This is a genomic window from Mycolicibacterium septicum DSM 44393 (assembly GCF_000455325.1).
Taxonomy (GTDB): Bacteria; Actinomycetota; Actinomycetes; order Mycobacteriales; family Mycobacteriaceae; genus Mycobacterium; species Mycobacterium septicum.
The window spans coordinates 3,207,738-3,223,186 of sequence record NZ_HG322951.1; the positions used below are offsets into that span (position 1 = coordinate 3,207,738).

The following is a 15,449-nucleotide window of genomic DNA, read 5'->3' on the forward strand; positions in this document are numbered from 1 at the left end:
GTTACCGCAGGTGTGCCGGGAAGTCTGGTCGGCGTTGGATGCATGCTGACCACAGGAGCCCCATGAGCAATCGCCGTGAACACAGCAGCCGCCGTCTGCTGGCGCGCGGGTCGTGGCCGGAGTGGCAGCGGGTCTCCGAGCTGCTCCGCACCGAGACGGTCGGCGGGGCATTGTTGCTGGCCGCCGCGGGCGCGGCGCTGGTATGGGCCAACTCGCCATGGTCGGCCGGCTATCACCGGCTCTCGGAGTTCACCGTCGGTCCGCAGTCTCTGCACCTTGACCTGAGCCTGTCGGCCTGGGCGGCCGACGGCCTGCTGGCGATCTTCTTCTTCGTCGTGGGCGTGGAGCTCAAGCGGGAGTTCGTCGCGGGCGATCTGCGGGATCCGGCCCGTGCCGCGCTGCCGATCGCGGCCGCCGTGGGCGGCATGGTGGTGCCCGCGGCGATCTTCGTCGGGATCAACCTGTTCTCGGGCCATCCGGAGAACCTCGGTGGGTGGGCGGTGCCGATCGCCACCGACATCGCCTTCGCCCTGGCGGTGCTGGCCGTGGTGTCCACGCACCTGCCCACGGCACTGCGGATCTTCCTGCTGACGCTGGCGGTCGTCGACGATCTGCTGGCCATCGCGGTGATCGCCTTCTTCTTCACCGACCACGTGGCGCTCGGGCCACTGGTGGCAGCGCTGATCCCGATCGGGCTGTATGCGTTCGCGGTGCAGCGGGGGGTTCGGCAGTGGTGGATCCTGATGCCGCCGGCCATAGTGGCCTGGGCGCTGGTCCACGCCAGCGGCGTTCACGCCACGGTGGCCGGCGTGGTGCTCGGTTTCACGGTTCCGGTACTCGGCCGCCACGCCTCGGCCAAACACTTCGAACATCTGGTGCGGCCGCTCTCGGCGGGTTTCGCAGTACCCGTGTTCGCGTTCTTCGCCGCCGGGGTGACGGTCGGCGGCTGGTCGGGTTTCGCCAACGCGTTGTCGCATCCGGTGACCATCGGGGTGATCGCGGGCCTGGTACTCGGCAAACCCATCGGCGTGCTGGGAACCACATATTTGCTGGCCCGCTTCACCCACGCCACCCTGGACGAGGATCTCGCCTGGCGGGACGTGCTCGGAGTCGCGATGCTGGCCGGGATCGGTTTCACGGTGTCGCTGCTTATCGGTGAATTGGCCTTCGGACACGCCAGCGTGGCCGACGACGACGTGAAGATCGCGGTGGTCACCGGATCGGTGGTGGCAGGCCTGCTCGCCGCGGTGGTTCTGGTGTCGCGCAACGCCGCATATCGCCGGATTCACGAGCTGGAAACCGTCGACGCCGACCACGACGGTGTGCCCGACATCTATCAGCCTCGACAGGACTGACTTCAGGATGCGTGCGTACACTGGCTGGATGCTTGAACAGGTCCGCGGTCCCGCTGATCTGCAGCACCTGTCACAGTCCCAGCTGACTGATTTGGCACAGGAAATCCGTCAGTTCCTGATCCACAAGGTCGCTGCAACCGGTGGACATCTAGGCCCCAATCTGGGTGTCGTCGAACTCACCTTGGCGCTGCATCGCGTGTTCGATTCGCCACACGATCCGATCATCTTCGACACCGGCCATCAGGCCTACGTGCACAAGATGCTGACCGGGCGCGCACAGGATTTCGACACGCTGCGGATGAAGGACGGCCTGTCCGGATACCCGTCGCGCGGCGAGAGCGAGCACGACTGGGTGGAGTCCAGCCACGCCAGCACCGCCCTGTCCTACGCCGACGGCCTGGCCAAGGCCTTCGAGCTGACCGGGCACCGCAATCGGCATGTGGTGGCGGTCGTCGGTGACGGCGCCCTGACCGGTGGCATGTGCTGGGAGGCGCTGAACAACATCGCCACGGGTGGCCGCCCGGTGGTCATCGTCGTCAACGACAACGGCCGCAGCTACGCGCCCACCATCGGCGGCTTCGCCGATCACCTCGCGGGCCTGCGCCTGCAGCCGGCCTACGAGCGCATCCTGGAAGAGGGCCGCAAGGCCGTGCGCGGACTGCCTGTGGTCGGGGAGTTCTGCTACCAGTGCATGCACAGCATCAAGGCAGGCATCAAGGATGCGGTCGCCCCGCAGGTGATGTTCACCGACCTGGGCATCAAGTACGTCGGGCCCATCGACGGTCACGATGAGCACGCGGTGGAGAACGCGCTGCGCAACGCCCGCGGCTTCAATGCCCCGGTGATCGTGCACGTCGTGACCCGCAAGGGCATGGGCTACGCGCATGCCGAGAACGACGAAGCGGATCAGATGCACGCCTGCGGCGTGATCGACCCCGAGACCGGGCTGCCGACGAAGGCTTCGGCGCCGGGGTGGACGTCGGTGTTCTCCGACGAGCTGGTCAAGATCGGCACCAAGCGCCGCGACATCGTGGCGATCACCGCGGCCATGCCCGGGCCGACCGGCCTGAGTGCATTCCGGGATCGGTTCCCCGACAGGTTCTTTGACGTCGGTATCGCCGAGCAGCACGCCATGACCTCGGCGGCGGGGCTCGCCATGGGCGGCCTGCATCCGGTGGTGGCGATCTACTCCACGTTCCTCAACCGCGCGTTCGACCAGCTGATGATGGATGTGGCGCTGCACAAGCTGCCCGTCACCATGGTGCTGGACCGGGCCGGTGTCACCGGACCGGACGGGGCCAGCCACAACGGGGTCTGGGATCTTTCGATCCTCGGCATCATCCCGGGCATCCGGGTCGCGGCGCCCCGCGACGGTGCGCGGCTACGCGAGGAACTGGGCGAGGCGTTGGCTGTCAACGACGGCCCGACCGCCCTCCGGTTCCCCAAAGGTGATGTGGGCGAGGATATTCCGGCGGTCGAGCGGCGCGGAGGCGTCGACGTGCTCGCCGTCCCGGCAACCGGTCTGACCGACGACGTGTTGCTGGTCGCGGTGGGCTCGTTCGCGACGATGGCCCTGGCCGTCGCCGAGCGGCTGCGCAACCAGGGCATCGGTGTCACGGTGGTGGATCCGCGCTGGGTGCTGCCCGTTCCGGAGGCCCTCGGTGAGTTGGCCCGCGATCACAAACTGGTGGTCACGGTCGAGGACAACGGTGTGCACGGTGGCATCGGCTCGTCGGTGTCCGCAGCGCTGCGCCACTCCGAGATCGATGTGCCGTGCCGGGATCTCGGTGTCCCGCAGGTCTTCCAGGACCATGCTTCGCGCGGAGAGGTGCTTGCCGAGATCGGTCTGACCGACCAGCACATCGCCCGTCAGATCACCGGGTGGATCGCCGCGATCGGCGCGCCGGAGGGCGAGCGGGAAGTCAGTCACCGGGTCGACTAGGAATCGTCGGGTCTGTCGCGAATGTGGTCGGCGCCGGCCCGGTGTAATCGCAGCACGAAGATGGCGATCGCCAGGACGAGTACCAGCGCGCCCAGCACGCCGACCTGCACGATGGCGCGGGCGAACTCCGGTCCTCTTTCGAACAGGTTGGCCGCGTCGACGGACACCACGACGATTTCCTTGATGCAGGCCAGGATGCCGACTATCAAGAACGGCTCGGCGACGAGCTCGCGGGATCGCAGTGAGGTCCGCACGGCGTACAGCAGCTCCACGAAGATGAAGACCAGCAGCAGGCCGTCGAGCATCTCCAGCATGACCTGAGTGGTCGGGGAGTCGCGCAGATGCAGCAGAATTCTGACCTGAGCGATGATCAGCACGACCGACCCGGTCAGCAGGAGAGCCGCGATCGACCAGTAGACGCCGTCCTCGACGATCCTCAGCGCACGGTCGGCGAAGCGCTCCCGCTCCTGCTCGTCGTCCGTCTCTTCCCGCTGTGCCACCGCACTGACGATATTCCAGTCGCGGCGAGGCCATGGGCGGAATCGGGTCGCGGACGCCGGGACGCACGGTCAACTAGGTTGCAGACATGGACGCCGAATTGCAGAGCTGGAAGGACGCCGGGCAGTTGTTCGACTACCTGGGCTTCGACATCTTCTACCGGGTAGAGGGAATCGGACCGAATCTTCTTCTCATCCACGGCTATCCGTTCAACTCGTGGGACTGGTCGCTGATCTGGCCCACGCTGACCGAGCGGTTCACCGTCATCGCGCCGGACATGATCGGGATGGGCTTCTCCGACAAGCCCGTCGCCTACGGCTACTCGGTACCGGACCATGCCGACATGCACGAGGCGCTGCTGGATCACCTCGGGGTCGACAGCGCCCACATTCTGGCCCATGACCTGGGAGTGTCGGTCGGCCAGGAACTCCTGGCCCGCCACGAGTTCGGTGGACGCTCCTACGGTGCACTGGACATCGAATCGATCACCTGGCTCAACGGCGGGTTGTTCAACGAGGCCTACACTCCGCGGCTGCTGCAGAAGGCGATGTCGCGAACTCCGTTGGGCGACATCATGAGTCCGCTGCAGGGCAGCCGGTTCTCGCGCCGGATAGTGGAGCCCACGATCAACGAGATGTTCGGGGTGAACACCAAACCGTCGGCCCAGCTGATGGAGAAGTTCCACCAGATCCTTGAGTACAACGACGGCAAGCGGGTCATCCACAAGGTGGGCAGGTTCGTCAACGACCGCTACACCTACCGGAACCGGTGGGTGCGGGCCATGCGGGAGACCGAGGTGTCGATGCGGCTGATCGACGGGCCGTCGGACCCGAATTCAGGTCGGCACATGGCGCAGCGCTATCTCGAGGTGATTCCCGATCCCGACGTGGTCATGCTCGCGGACGACATCGCGCACTGGCCGCAAATCGAGGATCCGCAGGGCGTGCTGTCACATTTCCTGGCTCACATCGACCGCCTCGGCGGGTGAGCCGAAGGGGGTCAGTCGGCGCTGAGTGCGGCGGTCAGCACCGGCACCGTCAGCTCCCGCTGCCAGGGGCGGACGTTGGCCTCGACGAGGAATTCCGACACGGCGGTGGCCACGTCGGCGACCGGACGCCAGTCCCAGCACAACCGGCGCACGACTTCGGGGGTGATGAGGTTCTCGGCAGGCACCGATACGCGCTCGGACAGTTCGGCCAGGCCGGCGCGGGCGGCTTCGAGCCGTGCCGCCGCTTCCGGCTTGCGCCTGGCCCACCGGGCCGCCGGCGGCGGGCCGCTCTGGGTGTCGTTGGCCTCTGGCGGGTCGGTGCTCTCCCTGGCCCGGTTCAGTGCGTCCAGCCAGACCTTGGCGCTCTTCCGCTGCTTGGAGCCGCCGAAGACCGGCAGCGCGGTGAGCTCGTCGACCGTCTTGGGATCGGCCGTGGCCGCGTTGATGATCGCCGCGTCGGGCAGGATCCGTCCGGGCGCGATGTCGCGGCCGCGGGCGATGCTGTCGCGGGTGGTCCACAGCTCGCGGACGGCCGACAGCGCCTGTGGGTTGCGCACCTTGTGGATGCCGGAGGTGCGCCGCCAGCGGTCACGCCGGGTGGGCTGGGCCACGTAGGTGCGCAGGTACTCGAATTCCTGTGCCGCCCAGTCGGTTTTGCCCTGCTCTTCGAGGACCGCGGCGATCGCGTTGCGCAGTTCCAGCAGCACCTCGACGTCCAGTGCGGCGTAGTTGAGCCATTCCTGCGGCAGTGGGCGCTTGGACCAGTCGGCGGCACCGTGCCCCTTCATCAACTGCAGGCCGAGCAGCCGTTGCACCATCGCGGCCAGGTTGACCCGTTCGAAACCGGCCAGCCGACCGGCCAGCTCGGTGTCATAGAGGCTGCCCGGGCGCAGGCCGATCTCGGACAGGCACGGCAGGTCCTGGTCAGCGGCATGCAGGACCCATTCGTCCTGGGACAGCGCATCGGCCACCGGCGCCATCGCATCGATGGGGGAGCCGCCGTGGTTGACCGGGTCGATCAGTGCCGTACCCGAGCCGGCGCGCCGGATCTGCACCAGATATGCGCGGTTGGAATAGCGGAAGCCCGACGCCCGTTCCGCATCGATCGCGAAGGGCCCGCTGCCCTTGGCGAGAGATGTTGCCGCAGAAGATATTTCACCGGCGGTGACGCAGACTTCTGGAACCCCTTCGGCGGGTGACAGCAGTGGGGTCGAGTCGGCCTCTTCGGGCTCGGCTGGTTCTGGGTCTTCGTCAGTCATCTCACGCGCGCGTACGGGAACTCAAGTCGGTCACACCTGCCGGGGGCAACCCTGCAGCGTGCTCAAGCACCTCACAGAATGCCTCCACATGCGGCCCCAACTCCAGGTTGGTGGCGGTCCAGGAGGCCCGCAGTTCGAGCTGGTGTGCCCGCGGCGGGCCAGAGATGTCACCGTAGCGCACCGAGGTGGTGGCGGTGACAGTGCCGCCCAGTGCGGTGACGTGTTCGGCCCTTGATTCCAGGGCGTCCACCAGCCAGCTCCAGGCCACCTCGGGCAGCAGCGGGTCGACGGCCTCGGTGGAATCCAGGTCGGCCTGGATATAGGCGACGAGCCGCATGGTGCCGTCCCAGGCCTCGGCTCCCTCGGGGTCGTGCAGCAGGATCAGCCGTCCGAACGCGTCACCCTCGGAGCGTTCCGGGATGACCGCCGTATCGGGATGTCGGACCTCGGCGCCCAGCGCGTAGCTGTAAGGCGCCAGCCGCTGGGGCGGGCGTATCGGACCCAGTTCGATTTCCGGCCGTACGGTGGTGGCGTTCATCGCCGCCACCGCCGTCCGGAACTGGGCCGGTTCGGCAGAGGTCACGGCGTTTGACGCTAGCGGATACGGGCAGGACGGGACGCAGGCGCGCCGAAGTCGCGGCGTCACGAACCGGCAACGGTGCGTGCCCACGGGCACGTGGCACCATAGGAGCCGATGAATACCCGCCGGGAGCTGCCCGATTCCCCCTATCTTGCCGCCGCGAGCGGCCGCACTCCGCACCGTGTGCCGGTGTGGTTCATGCGGCAGGCCGGCCGCTCGTTGCCGGAGTACCGCGCGCTGCGTGCCCAGCACCGCATGCTGGAGGCCTGCTTCGACCCCGAACTGGTCTGCGAGATCACCCTGCAGCCGGTGCGCAGGCACGGCGTCGACGCCGCGATCCTGTTCTCCGACATCGTGGTGCCGCTGAAGGCCGCCGGGATCGGTCTGGACATCGTCCCGGACGTGGGGCCGGTGATCGAACACCCGATCCGGTCGGTGGCCGATGTCGAAGGCATGAAACCGCTTGATCAGGCACAGGTTTCGCCGGTGACCGAGGCCGTCTCGATGCTGGTGGGCGAGCTGGGCGAGGTGCCGCTGATCGGCTTCGCGGGCGCGCCGTTCACCCTCGCCTCCTACCTCGTGGAGGGCGGGCCCAGCCGGCACCACGAACGCACCAAGGCGATGATGCTGGGTGAGCCTGCGACCTGGCATGCGCTGATGACGGCGCTGACCGATCTGACCATCACCTTCCTGCAGGCCCAGGTCGACGCCGGGGTCGATGCCCTGCAGGTGTTCGACTCCTGGGCCGGGACGTTGTCACTGGCCGACTACCGCACCTACGTGCTTCCGCACACCACGCGGGTGTTCGCCACCATGGCCGCCGCGGGGGTGCCGATGACCCATTTCGGCGTCGGCACCGCAGAGCTGCTCGGGGCGATGTCCGAAGCCTTGGGCTCGGCGCCGGCCACCATGGTCGGGGTGGATTGGCGCACCTCGCTGGTCGACGCCGCGACCCGGGTCAAGCCGGGCAGCGCCCTGCAGGGCAACCTCGATCCGGTGGTGCTGCTGGCGGGCTGGCCGGTGGCCGAGGTCGCCGTGCGGCGCGTGGTCGATGACGGGCGTGCCGCGGTGGCGGCCGGGGCGGCCGGTCACGTGTTCAACTTGGGCCACGGTGTGCTGCCGGCGACCGATCCCGGCATCATCACCGAGGCGGTGACACTGGTGCACTCGCTGTGAGTGCGTCCTATTGCGTTGTCGGCGGCGGTATTTCAGGACTCGTCGCGGCGTATCGCCTGCGGCTCGCGGCCGGACCGCGGGCCCAGATCACCCTGCTCGATCCTGCTGACCGGCTCGGCGGTGTACTGCGTACCGAACGGGTCGGCGGGCAGCCGTTCGATGTCGGCGCCGAGGCATTCATCGTGCGCAGACCCGAGATGCTGGACCTTCTCGCCGAGCTCGGCCTGGCCGGCCGCCGGGTCAGCCCCACCGGTACCCGGCCGCTGATCTACAGCGGGGCGCGGCTGCACCAGCTGCCGCAGGGCACCTTGCAGGGCATTCCGGCGCAGGCGTCGTCGCTGCTCGGGCTCGTCGACGACGAGACCGTGGCGCGCATCCACGACGAGCGCGCCCGGCCGCTGCGGTGGAGCCGGGGCGCCGATCCGTCGGTCGCCGAACTGGTCGGTGACCGGTTCGGCTCGCAGGTGGTGACGCGGTCCGTCGACCCGTTGCTCACCGGCGTCTATGCGGGGTCCTCGGCGACGATCGGATTGCGCTCGGCGGTGCCCTCGCTGGCAGCCGCCCTGGACCGCGGGGCACACAGCCTCACCGAGGCGGTGCGTGAGGCGCTGCCGCCACCGTCGGACGCGCCGGTGTTCGGCGCGGTCGACGGCGGGTACACCGTGCTGCTGGAGGAGCTGCGTCGCCGCGCCGATGTGCGGTGGGTCCAGGTCGGCGCGGTGCGGGTGGACCGTCGCGGACAGGGCTGGTCGGTGCTCGATGACGAGGGTGCCACTTGGCAGGCCGACGCGGTGCTGCTGGCGGTTCCGGCACCCCACCTGCCGGCGCTGATCGAACACATCGCCCCGCGGACGGCGGCCGCGGCCAGACGCATCCGGGTGGCCTCGGCGGCGGTCGTGGCCCTGGCGCTGCCGGGCGGGACACCGCTGCCGCAGCAATCGGGTGTGCTGGTGGCCGCGGGTGAACACCTCAACGCCAAGGCGGTCACGATGTCGTCGCGCAAGTGGGGCAGGCGCGGAAACGTCGAGATGGTGCGGTTGTCGTTCGGGCGCTACGGCGACGACATGGCCGCCAACACCGGCGACGACGATCTGCTGGCCTGGTCGGCGCGCGATCTGAACACGCTGTTCGGAGTCACCGTGGACCCGGTGGACAGCCATGTGCACCGCTGGATCGACGCGATGCCGCAGTACGGCCCCGGCCACGGTGATCTGGTCGCCGAACTGCGTGCGGGACTGCCTCCGACGCTCGCGGTGGCCGGCGGTTATCTGGACGGGATCGGGGTGCCGGCGTGTGTGGGCACCGCCACCCGGGCGGCCGCGGAACTGGTGTACAGCGGCGTGGCACGATAGGCCTATGGCCAAGCTCGACTACGACGAACTGAACTCCACCATCCGCTACCTGATGTTCTCGGTGTTCGCGGTGAGCCCCGGGGAACTGGGCGACGAACGTACCCCGGTGATCGACGAGGCGACGGCCTTCTTCAAGACCCAGGAAGAGCGTGGGGTGGTCGTGCGCGGCCTGTACGACGTGGCCGGCCTGCGCGCAGACGCCGACTTCATGGTCTGGACCCACGCCGACAACATCGAGGCGCTGCAGGCGACCTACTCGGACTTCCGGCGCACCACCGCGCTGGGCCGGGTCAGCGACCCGGTGTGGAGCAGCGTGGCGCTGCACCGCCCGGCCGAGTTCAACAAGAGCCACGTCCCGGCCTTCATCGCCGGTGAGGACCCGGGCAACTACATCTGCGTGTACCCGTTCGTGCGTTCCTACGAGTGGTACCTGCTGCCAGAGGAGGAGCGTCGCCGCATGCTCTCCGAGCACGGCATGGCCGCCCGCGGCTACAAGGATGTGCGGGCCAACACGGTGCCCGCGTTCGCCCTCGGCGACTACGAGTGGATCCTGGCCTTCGAGGCGCCCGAGCTGCACCGCATCGTCGACCTGATGCGCGATCTGCGCGCCACCGACGCCCGTCGCCACACTCGCGAGGAGACGCCGTTCTTCACCGGGCCGCGGGTCAGCGTCGAGGACCTGGTCGCCAAGCTGCCCTGACCTGGGCTTTTAGTTAGCGGGTCTACCCTCGCGGACATGACTGCTCCGCAAGAATCCGATCGCTTCGAAGAGATGTACCGCGACGAGCGGACGGCGCACGGGCTGCCGGCCGCGACACCATGGGACATCGGCGGGCCGCAGCCGGTCGTGCAGCAGCTCGTCGCGCTGGGCGCCGTCAAGGGCGAGGTGCTCGATCCCGGCACCGGTCCCGGTCACCACGCCATCCACTATGCGTCAAAAGGGTTGTCGGCCACGGGTGTTGACGCGTCTCCGGCCGCGATCGAGCGGGCCCGGCAGAACGCGCGGCAGGCCGGCGTCACGGTGGATTTCCAGGTGGCGGACGCCACGAAGCTGGAGGGACTGGAGGGGAGGTTCGACACCGTCGTCGACACCGCCTTCTGCCACGTTTTCACCGCTGAGCCCGAACTGCAGAAGTCGTACGTGCGGGCGCTGCACCGGGCCACGAAACCCGGTGCGCGGCTGTACATGTACGAATTCGGTGAGCACAACGTCAACGGCTTCAGGATGCCGCGTTCGATGTCTGCCGAGGATTTCCGTGAAGTCCTTCCGGACGCCGGCTGGGAGATCACCTATCTCGGAACCACCACCTACCAGGGCAATGTCAGCGTCGAGGTCTTCGAGACGATGGCTGCCCGCAACCCTGACATGGCCGACGAGATGACCCCGCTGCTGGAACGGCTGCGGGTGATCGAACCGTGGCTGGTCGACGGCCGGGTGCACATGCCGTTCTGGGAGGTGCACGCCACCCGCGTCGACTGAGGACGGCCGCCCGTCACTCCGACTTGGGTACCAGCTTCAGCGAGACCGAGTTGATGCAGTACCGCTGATCGGTCGGGGTGGGGTAGCCCTCGCCCTCGAACACGTGGCCCAGGTGGCTGTGGCAGTTGGCGCACAGCACCTCGACGCGGCGCATGCCCAGCGAGGTGTCCGACCGCAGGATCACCGCGGCGGAATCGGCCGGATCGAAGAACGACGGCCAACCGCAGTGGGATTCGAATTTCTCGGTGCTGCGGAACAACTCGGCCCCGCAGGCGCGGCACTCATACACGCCTTCGGTCTTGGTGTCGGTGTACTCACCGGTGAAGGGCCGCTCGGTGCCCGCCCGGCGCAGCACCGCGAACTCCTCGGGGGTCAGCTTCTCGCGCCACTCGTCATCGGTCAGTTGCAGCTTGGGACCGTCGGTCGTCATGAACCCAAATTACGTGCTCCGGGCCGGTCCGCGCCAGGTGTGACGGATCCGCCCGAGCCGGGGCGTCGCGTTCACGGTGAGCCGCCACCTGGGGTTACGCGATCGAGGTCGACGCCACGGTCGAGTGGATACCAGGACGTGCAACTGCGGAGAAACTCGGTTGGGCCCGGCATCGTGGACAGTGATGCCGCACGCATCGCGTGCGCCTTGAACGCCTGCGCAGCCCGGCTCAGTCGATACTGCACTGCCTCGAAGGCCCTGCCGGATGTGAATTCGCCGTCGCCCCAGATGGTGACTTCGATACCCGGATCTCGCATCAGCGCGTGTACCTGCGTGCGGATCGGGTTGGCGGGCGACAGCACGCCGATCCCGACTGCCAGTGCGGCGGGCCTGGAAGAGAACCACGACGGGTCCGATCCGGTGTCGGCATGCGTGGCACTGACGCCGAGTATCGCCAGTGGTTTCGCGTCGCAGTCGGGAGGAAGTACCGCCTCGATGCGCCACCCCGCCCGGACGCGGTCGATCATCCATCCTCCTGCCGCGCACACCGCCTCACCGACGTCGTCGATGACGAGCGTCATCGCGTATCGACTCAGCGAATCGTTTGTGCGTGCCAGGCCCGAGCGCCGATGTTTGGCACGCCTCCCGTCGCGGAAGTGGCCGGAGTTTCCGTCGTTCATTCGAATCAACCCCAGTTCATGTCGTGTCGTCTCCTTCGATTCCCCGGGTACCGGCCGGCTTTCTTCGGATACGTCGAAGTGTGACATCAGAGGCATCATATGTAAACGAGGGCGTGCGCTCGCGGTGCTGGTCCGATGCCGATGTCGTTGCGCGGGCATGAACCACCAGCTGCGGTGCTCGGATGATGATCGTCATGAAATCAATTGATATACAGAGTAATCCGTGACACACGTGAGCGAATCGCTTGCCTGGGTCATCGGGCATCGCGGCGAATGACGGGGTTCATCCTGCGAAGTTGTTCGCGGTCATTGTCGACAGTGGGGAATTGAGCGTTACATAACAGTGCATTCACGTCACCTGTTGCCGGTGGCGGATCGCGTCACGATGATGGGCTCCCCGGTGCGTAGCGCGTCGGACCGTGGACCTGACGTGTCTGGATATCCGTTGTCATCGGTCGATCCCGGGAGTTGCAGCCGTGCGTACGGCGGGACCTCCTGTCGCGGTCGCCTGTTGACATCGATGGGGCTCGGTGTAATGCTCCAGATATCAATCGAAAACGATGTTTTCAAAACTGCGCGTCGCGTGGTGGAGGCGGAGGTACCGTGGCTGACGAGGCGGCGCCGACGGCGTGGAAGAACCCGATGGCGTGGCTGCCGCATTCGATCGCCGAGGCCGCCCTCTCGGGGATCGGCGGTGACGATGTCGAGATGGCCGCGGCGTGGGCTCACCTCCAGGAGCGGCTGTCCGCGGCAGAACAACTCGTGGTCTCCACGCCGGTCAACAAGAACCGGCTGGATTACGCCGCGGGCATGCGTCACCTGATGATTCTGTTGGCAGTCGGGATCGACATGGCGCTGCGCGTGGACCCCGATCCCATCCTGGCGGTCACCCGCGCCAGGATGGATGACGTGGTCACCTGGGGGCTGGAGTGCCCGGACTGCGTGTACATGAATGCCAACCTCCGCGCCGGCGAGACCTATCGGCTGTTCGGCAATCGGGGCACTGCCCGCTACGTCGGGCTGCAGACCATGGACGGGATGGCAGCGACCGCCAACCGACTCGTCGACGAACTCGAGGTGGACGCCGACGGGAACTTCGAGGCGATCCTGTCGGCCGACGAACACAAGGGGAACTGGCTGCAACTCGCCGGGGACCATCCGACGCTGACGGTGCGGAACTTCCTCTACGACTGGGACTCCGAGACTCCGGCGACGTTGCAGATCGAGCGCATCGGCGATGAAGTCGAACTGGCTGATCGGTCCGTCGACCTGGATGTCTCGGTCGCACGTCAGCTGTTCGCGCTGGGCGAGTTCGTCTATGACAACCTGAAATTCTTCCTGGACTTCGGTGCGATGGCCGAGGCCAATGGGTTCGTCCCGCCGATGGACATGAGTTCGATGGGGGCGGCCGCCGAAAATCGGCCCGTCATCGGACGATTCGAGTTGGAGCCCGATCAGGCGCTGATTCTCGAGTTCGAACCGCCCAAAGGTGTGTACTGGAGCGTCTCGCTCGGCAACCCATGGTTGGAGACGATCAACTACGGACGGCACCAGTCCAGCCTCAATGGTCACCAGGCCGTCGAGGACGCCGACGGCAAGGTCCGATTCGTCCTGTCCGCACGGGATCCAGGCGTGACCAACTGGCTGGACACCGCCGGACACAGCAATGGCGCAATGCTCTTGCGTTGTGTGCGAACCGAAAGCGCGCCGGTGCCCGAGGCACGTGTCGTCAACCTCGACCAGGTGGCCTCGGCGTTACCGGACGGCACCAGCATGACGACCCCTGAAGTACGTGCCCGGGTCATCGAGGCGCGTCGCCGCGCGGTACACGAGAGGTTCGCCAGATGACATTGTGCGCCGACGAACTGGAGGAGGGTGCGTGCGCCGCCACCGGTCTGGATGACTTCGGTACGTCCTATTACCGAGAGGGCCTCGAGCGCACCGTGGATGCGCTGAACAACGAGGCTCAGCTCAACGACCTGGGCCGGGTGATGCAACACGCGACCATCAGCAACGCCCTGATCCAACGGCTCAAGATCATCGACACGTACAAGCGGCATCCGGAGATCGGCGACGAGGTGATCGAGGGGCCTGTCGTCATTCTCGGACTGCCGCGCACCGGCACAACGGCTTTGGGGCAATTGGTGGCGAACGACCCGCAGTTCCGGTCATTGCGGACCTGGGAATCTCAGGCACCGACGCCGCCGCCGGAAGCGGCGACGCAGCACACCGATCCGAGGATCGCCCAGGCTGCCGAGGGCATCGCGATGATCAATCAGATGTTCCCCGACTTCAAGGCGATGATGAGCAGTGAGCCCGAAGCGGCGACCGAATGCCAGGATCTGATGGGCATGAGTTTTCGTACCTACCACTTCGACGGTGTCGTGCGAGTGCCGGGTTATGTGGAGTGGCTGCTCCAGGCGGATATGCGCGAAACGTACGAATACCACAAGCAGGTGCTCAAGCTGTTGCAATGGCGCTGTAAGCCGAGCTTGTGGCACCTGCGGACACCGGTGCACATGTTCGCCCTCGATGCCTTCGTAGAGGCGTATCCTGACGCGAAATTCCTTTGGAGCCATCGTGATCCGGCGAAGGTTCTAGGGTCGGTATGCAGTCTGATCGCCTACATCCGCAGCTGGAGCAGCGACTACACCGACCCAGCGGAGCTCGGTGCGGAGCAGCTGGCATGGTGGGCCGAGGGTATGGGCCGGGCCATGGACTTCCGCAGGAAGTTCGGCGATGACCGCTTTGTCGATGTGTCGTTCGCCGACCTGCAGACCGACTCGGTGAGGACGGTGGCCGACAGTTACGACAAACTGGGTCTCACCTTCACCGACGCCGCGCGCGCCAAGGTGCAGGAATGGGCCGACGGGCACAAGCCCGGCCAGCGAGGAACACACAACTACGAGCTGGCCGACTACGGACTCACGGAAGAACAAGTCCGGGAAGCATTCGGCGAATACCTCGCGACCTACGACGCGACGGCCTGATGGAACCCGCTACGACGGGCGGCAGGAAGAAGCTCGAGCCAGATCCACGGATTCGCAGCACAATTCTGACCGCTGCCGCCGAGATCGTCCGCGAGGACGGCGTCAGTGCCCTCAGTATCGCGGAGGTGCTGAATCGGTCGAATCTGGGCACCCGGGCGTTCTACCGGCACTTCGATTCGAAAGACCAACTCGTGTCGGCGCTGTTCCTTGAGATGGCTCGTGTCGAGGTGCAACGCCTCGAGCGGCACATGGCGGCGGCTCCTGACGCCGTTCGTGCCGTGGCCGCCTGGATCGATGGCCGACTGGACCTCGCGTTCAACGCCGGCATCCGGTCGGACCTACGCCAGATGTCGCTGGAGGCCCAGTCCCAGATGTTCGCCGCGCCCGAGTTGGTCGGCCCGGCCTACCGCGAGATGCTCCGCCCACTCGTCGACCAGCTCGAACACGGCAGGCAGGCGGGGCTGTTCGACGACATCGACCCCGAGGTCGAGGTCCTCTCGATCCAGGGCGTCGTGTGGTCGAACATCGAGCGGCAATGGGCAACGCCGGGTTGTGACCTGCAGGAAATCCGGGCGCATGTACTGCGCTTCTGCCTTCGCGGGCTCGGAGTTGCGCCCGAGATGATCCAAGCGGTCGTGAACGAACCGCGGACTGAGCGAAAACCGATGAAGCGCAACGCGTCCAAGAGTGGTGTGCACACCCGATCGAGATAGGGAGAA

Annotated in this window: 15 protein-coding genes; 10 read left to right on the plus strand and 5 right to left on the minus strand. The window is 66.9% G+C overall.

Annotation, left to right across the window (positions count from 1 at the left end; translation table 11 throughout):
• Positions 1-62: 62 nt before the first annotated feature.
• Complete coding sequence (gene nhaA / locus TX88_RS15205; RefSeq protein ID WP_044517894.1) at positions 63-1,355, plus strand: Na+/H+ antiporter NhaA; 1,293 nt, start codon at positions 63-65, stop codon at positions 1,353-1,355.
• Positions 1,356-1,383: 28 nt separating this feature from the next.
• Positions 1,384-3,297: a 1-deoxy-D-xylulose-5-phosphate synthase gene (gene dxs, locus TX88_RS15210; protein WP_044517896.1), complete on the plus strand. Its 1,914-nt coding sequence runs from the start codon at positions 1,384-1,386 to the stop codon at positions 3,295-3,297.
• On the opposite strand, the gene TX88_RS15215 is transcribed toward dxs, so the two are convergent.
• On the minus strand, positions 3,294-3,797 hold the full coding sequence (locus tag TX88_RS15215) for a phosphate-starvation-inducible PsiE family protein (RefSeq protein WP_044517898.1): 504 nt from the start codon (positions 3,795-3,797) through the stop codon (positions 3,294-3,296). The genes dxs and TX88_RS15215 overlap by 4 nt on opposite strands.
• A gap of 86 nt (positions 3,798-3,883) precedes the next feature.
• Between TX88_RS15215 and TX88_RS15220 the strand changes: the two genes are divergently transcribed.
• Entirely contained in the window at positions 3,884-4,783 is a 900-nt protein-coding gene (locus tag TX88_RS15220) for an alpha/beta fold hydrolase (RefSeq protein ID WP_044517899.1), read from the plus strand.
• 11 nt (positions 4,784-4,794) lie between these two features.
• Here TX88_RS15220 and TX88_RS15225 read toward each other — a convergent pair whose 3' ends face one another.
• Positions 4,795-6,042 (minus strand): HRDC domain-containing protein, encoded by a 1,248-nt coding sequence (locus TX88_RS15225; protein ID WP_044517900.1) that lies wholly within the window; start codon positions 6,040-6,042, stop codon positions 4,795-4,797.
• A 1-nt stretch (position 6,043) separates the two neighbouring features.
• Positions 6,044-6,625 (minus strand): DUF3000 domain-containing protein, encoded by a 582-nt coding sequence (locus TX88_RS15230; RefSeq protein ID WP_044517903.1) that lies wholly within the window; start codon positions 6,623-6,625, stop codon positions 6,044-6,046.
• Between the two features lie 111 nt (positions 6,626-6,736).
• On the opposite strand from TX88_RS15230, the gene hemE reads away from it, so the two are divergent.
• Genes hemE through TX88_RS15250 form a run of 4 tightly spaced genes read left to right on the plus strand, consistent with a single transcriptional unit; the run spans position 6,737 to position 10,630 of the window.
• A complete protein-coding gene (gene hemE / locus TX88_RS15235; protein WP_044517904.1) occupies positions 6,737-7,798 on the plus strand; it encodes a uroporphyrinogen decarboxylase in 1,062 nt (353 codons plus the stop codon).
• Positions 7,795-9,150, plus strand: coding sequence for a protoporphyrinogen oxidase (locus TX88_RS15240; protein ID WP_044517906.1), 1,356 nt, complete (start codon positions 7,795-7,797; stop codon positions 9,148-9,150). The genes hemE and TX88_RS15240 overlap by 4 nt, the downstream gene beginning before the upstream one ends.
• Before the next feature lie 4 nt (positions 9,151-9,154).
• The gene (hemQ, locus tag TX88_RS15245; RefSeq protein ID WP_044517907.1) at positions 9,155-9,850 is read left to right on the plus strand and encodes a hydrogen peroxide-dependent heme synthase; all 696 of its coding nucleotides are present in this window, start codon (positions 9,155-9,157) and stop codon (positions 9,848-9,850) included.
• Positions 9,851-9,886: 36 nt separating this feature from the next.
• Positions 9,887-10,630 carry a class I SAM-dependent methyltransferase gene (locus tag TX88_RS15250; protein WP_044517909.1) on the plus strand — a complete coding sequence of 248 codons (744 nt, stop codon included), beginning with the start codon at positions 9,887-9,889 and terminating at the stop codon, positions 10,628-10,630.
• Positions 10,631-10,643: 13 nt separating this feature from the next.
• Here the strand turns inward: TX88_RS15250 and msrB are convergent, their stop codons facing one another.
• Together msrB and TX88_RS15260 are read right to left on the minus strand one after the other, a co-directional pair.
• Positions 10,644-11,060, minus strand: a complete 417-nt coding sequence (msrB, locus tag TX88_RS15255) for a peptide-methionine (R)-S-oxide reductase MsrB (RefSeq protein WP_044517911.1) — start codon at positions 11,058-11,060, stop codon at positions 10,644-10,646.
• 71 nt (positions 11,061-11,131) lie between these two features.
• Positions 11,132-11,740: a hypothetical protein gene (locus TX88_RS15260; RefSeq protein WP_049924941.1), complete on the minus strand. Its 609-nt coding sequence runs from the start codon at positions 11,738-11,740 to the stop codon at positions 11,132-11,134.
• 642 nt (positions 11,741-12,382) lie between these two features.
• On the opposite strand from TX88_RS15260, the gene TX88_RS15265 reads away from it, so the two are divergent.
• From TX88_RS15265 to TX88_RS15275, 3 genes are read left to right on the plus strand one after another with little or no spacing between them, the layout of a single operon-like run.
• A complete protein-coding gene (locus TX88_RS15265) occupies positions 12,383-13,588 on the plus strand; it encodes a DUF1214 domain-containing protein (RefSeq protein ID WP_044519430.1) in 1,206 nt (401 codons plus the stop codon).
• Positions 13,585-14,730, plus strand: a complete 1,146-nt coding sequence (locus TX88_RS15270) for a sulfotransferase family protein (RefSeq protein ID WP_044517912.1) — start codon at positions 13,585-13,587, stop codon at positions 14,728-14,730. Before TX88_RS15265 ends, TX88_RS15270 begins: the two co-directional genes overlap by 4 nt.
• Positions 14,730-15,443: a TetR/AcrR family transcriptional regulator gene (locus TX88_RS15275; protein ID WP_209446986.1), complete on the plus strand. Its 714-nt coding sequence runs from the start codon at positions 14,730-14,732 to the stop codon at positions 15,441-15,443. Before TX88_RS15270 ends, TX88_RS15275 begins: the two co-directional genes overlap by 1 nt.
• Positions 15,444-15,449 lie beyond the last annotated feature (6 nt).

What these genes read in the sequence shown, in the direction of transcription:
- hemQ (WP_044517907.1), top strand. Translation starts at nt 9,155, where the DNA reads ATGGCCAAGCTCGACTACGACGAACTGAACTCCACCATCCGCTACCTG.
- hemE (WP_044517904.1), top strand. Translation starts at nt 6,737, where the DNA reads ATGAATACCCGCCGGGAGCTGCCCGATTCCCCCTATCTTGCCGCCGCG.
- TX88_RS15260 (WP_049924941.1), bottom strand. Translation starts at nt 11,740, where the DNA reads ATGAACGACGGAAACTCCGGCCACTTCCGCGACGGGAGGCGTGCCAAA.
- TX88_RS15265 (WP_044519430.1), top strand. Translation starts at nt 12,383, where the DNA reads ATGGCGTGGCTGCCGCATTCGATCGCCGAGGCCGCCCTCTCGGGGATC.
- TX88_RS15220 (WP_044517899.1), top strand. Translation starts at nt 3,884, where the DNA reads ATGGACGCCGAATTGCAGAGCTGGAAGGACGCCGGGCAGTTGTTCGAC.
- msrB (WP_044517911.1), bottom strand. Translation starts at nt 11,060, where the DNA reads ATGACGACCGACGGTCCCAAGCTGCAACTGACCGATGACGAGTGGCGC.
- TX88_RS15270 (WP_044517912.1), top strand. Translation starts at nt 13,585, where the DNA reads ATGACATTGTGCGCCGACGAACTGGAGGAGGGTGCGTGCGCCGCCACC.
- TX88_RS15275 (WP_209446986.1), top strand. Translation starts at nt 14,730, where the DNA reads ATGGAACCCGCTACGACGGGCGGCAGGAAGAAGCTCGAGCCAGATCCA.
- TX88_RS15250 (WP_044517909.1), top strand. Translation starts at nt 9,887, where the DNA reads ATGACTGCTCCGCAAGAATCCGATCGCTTCGAAGAGATGTACCGCGAC.
- dxs (WP_044517896.1), top strand. Translation starts at nt 1,384, where the DNA reads ATGCTTGAACAGGTCCGCGGTCCCGCTGATCTGCAGCACCTGTCACAG.
- TX88_RS15225 (WP_044517900.1), bottom strand. Translation starts at nt 6,042, where the DNA reads ATGACTGACGAAGACCCAGAACCAGCCGAGCCCGAAGAGGCCGACTCG.
- nhaA (WP_044517894.1), top strand. Translation starts at nt 63, where the DNA reads ATGAGCAATCGCCGTGAACACAGCAGCCGCCGTCTGCTGGCGCGCGGG.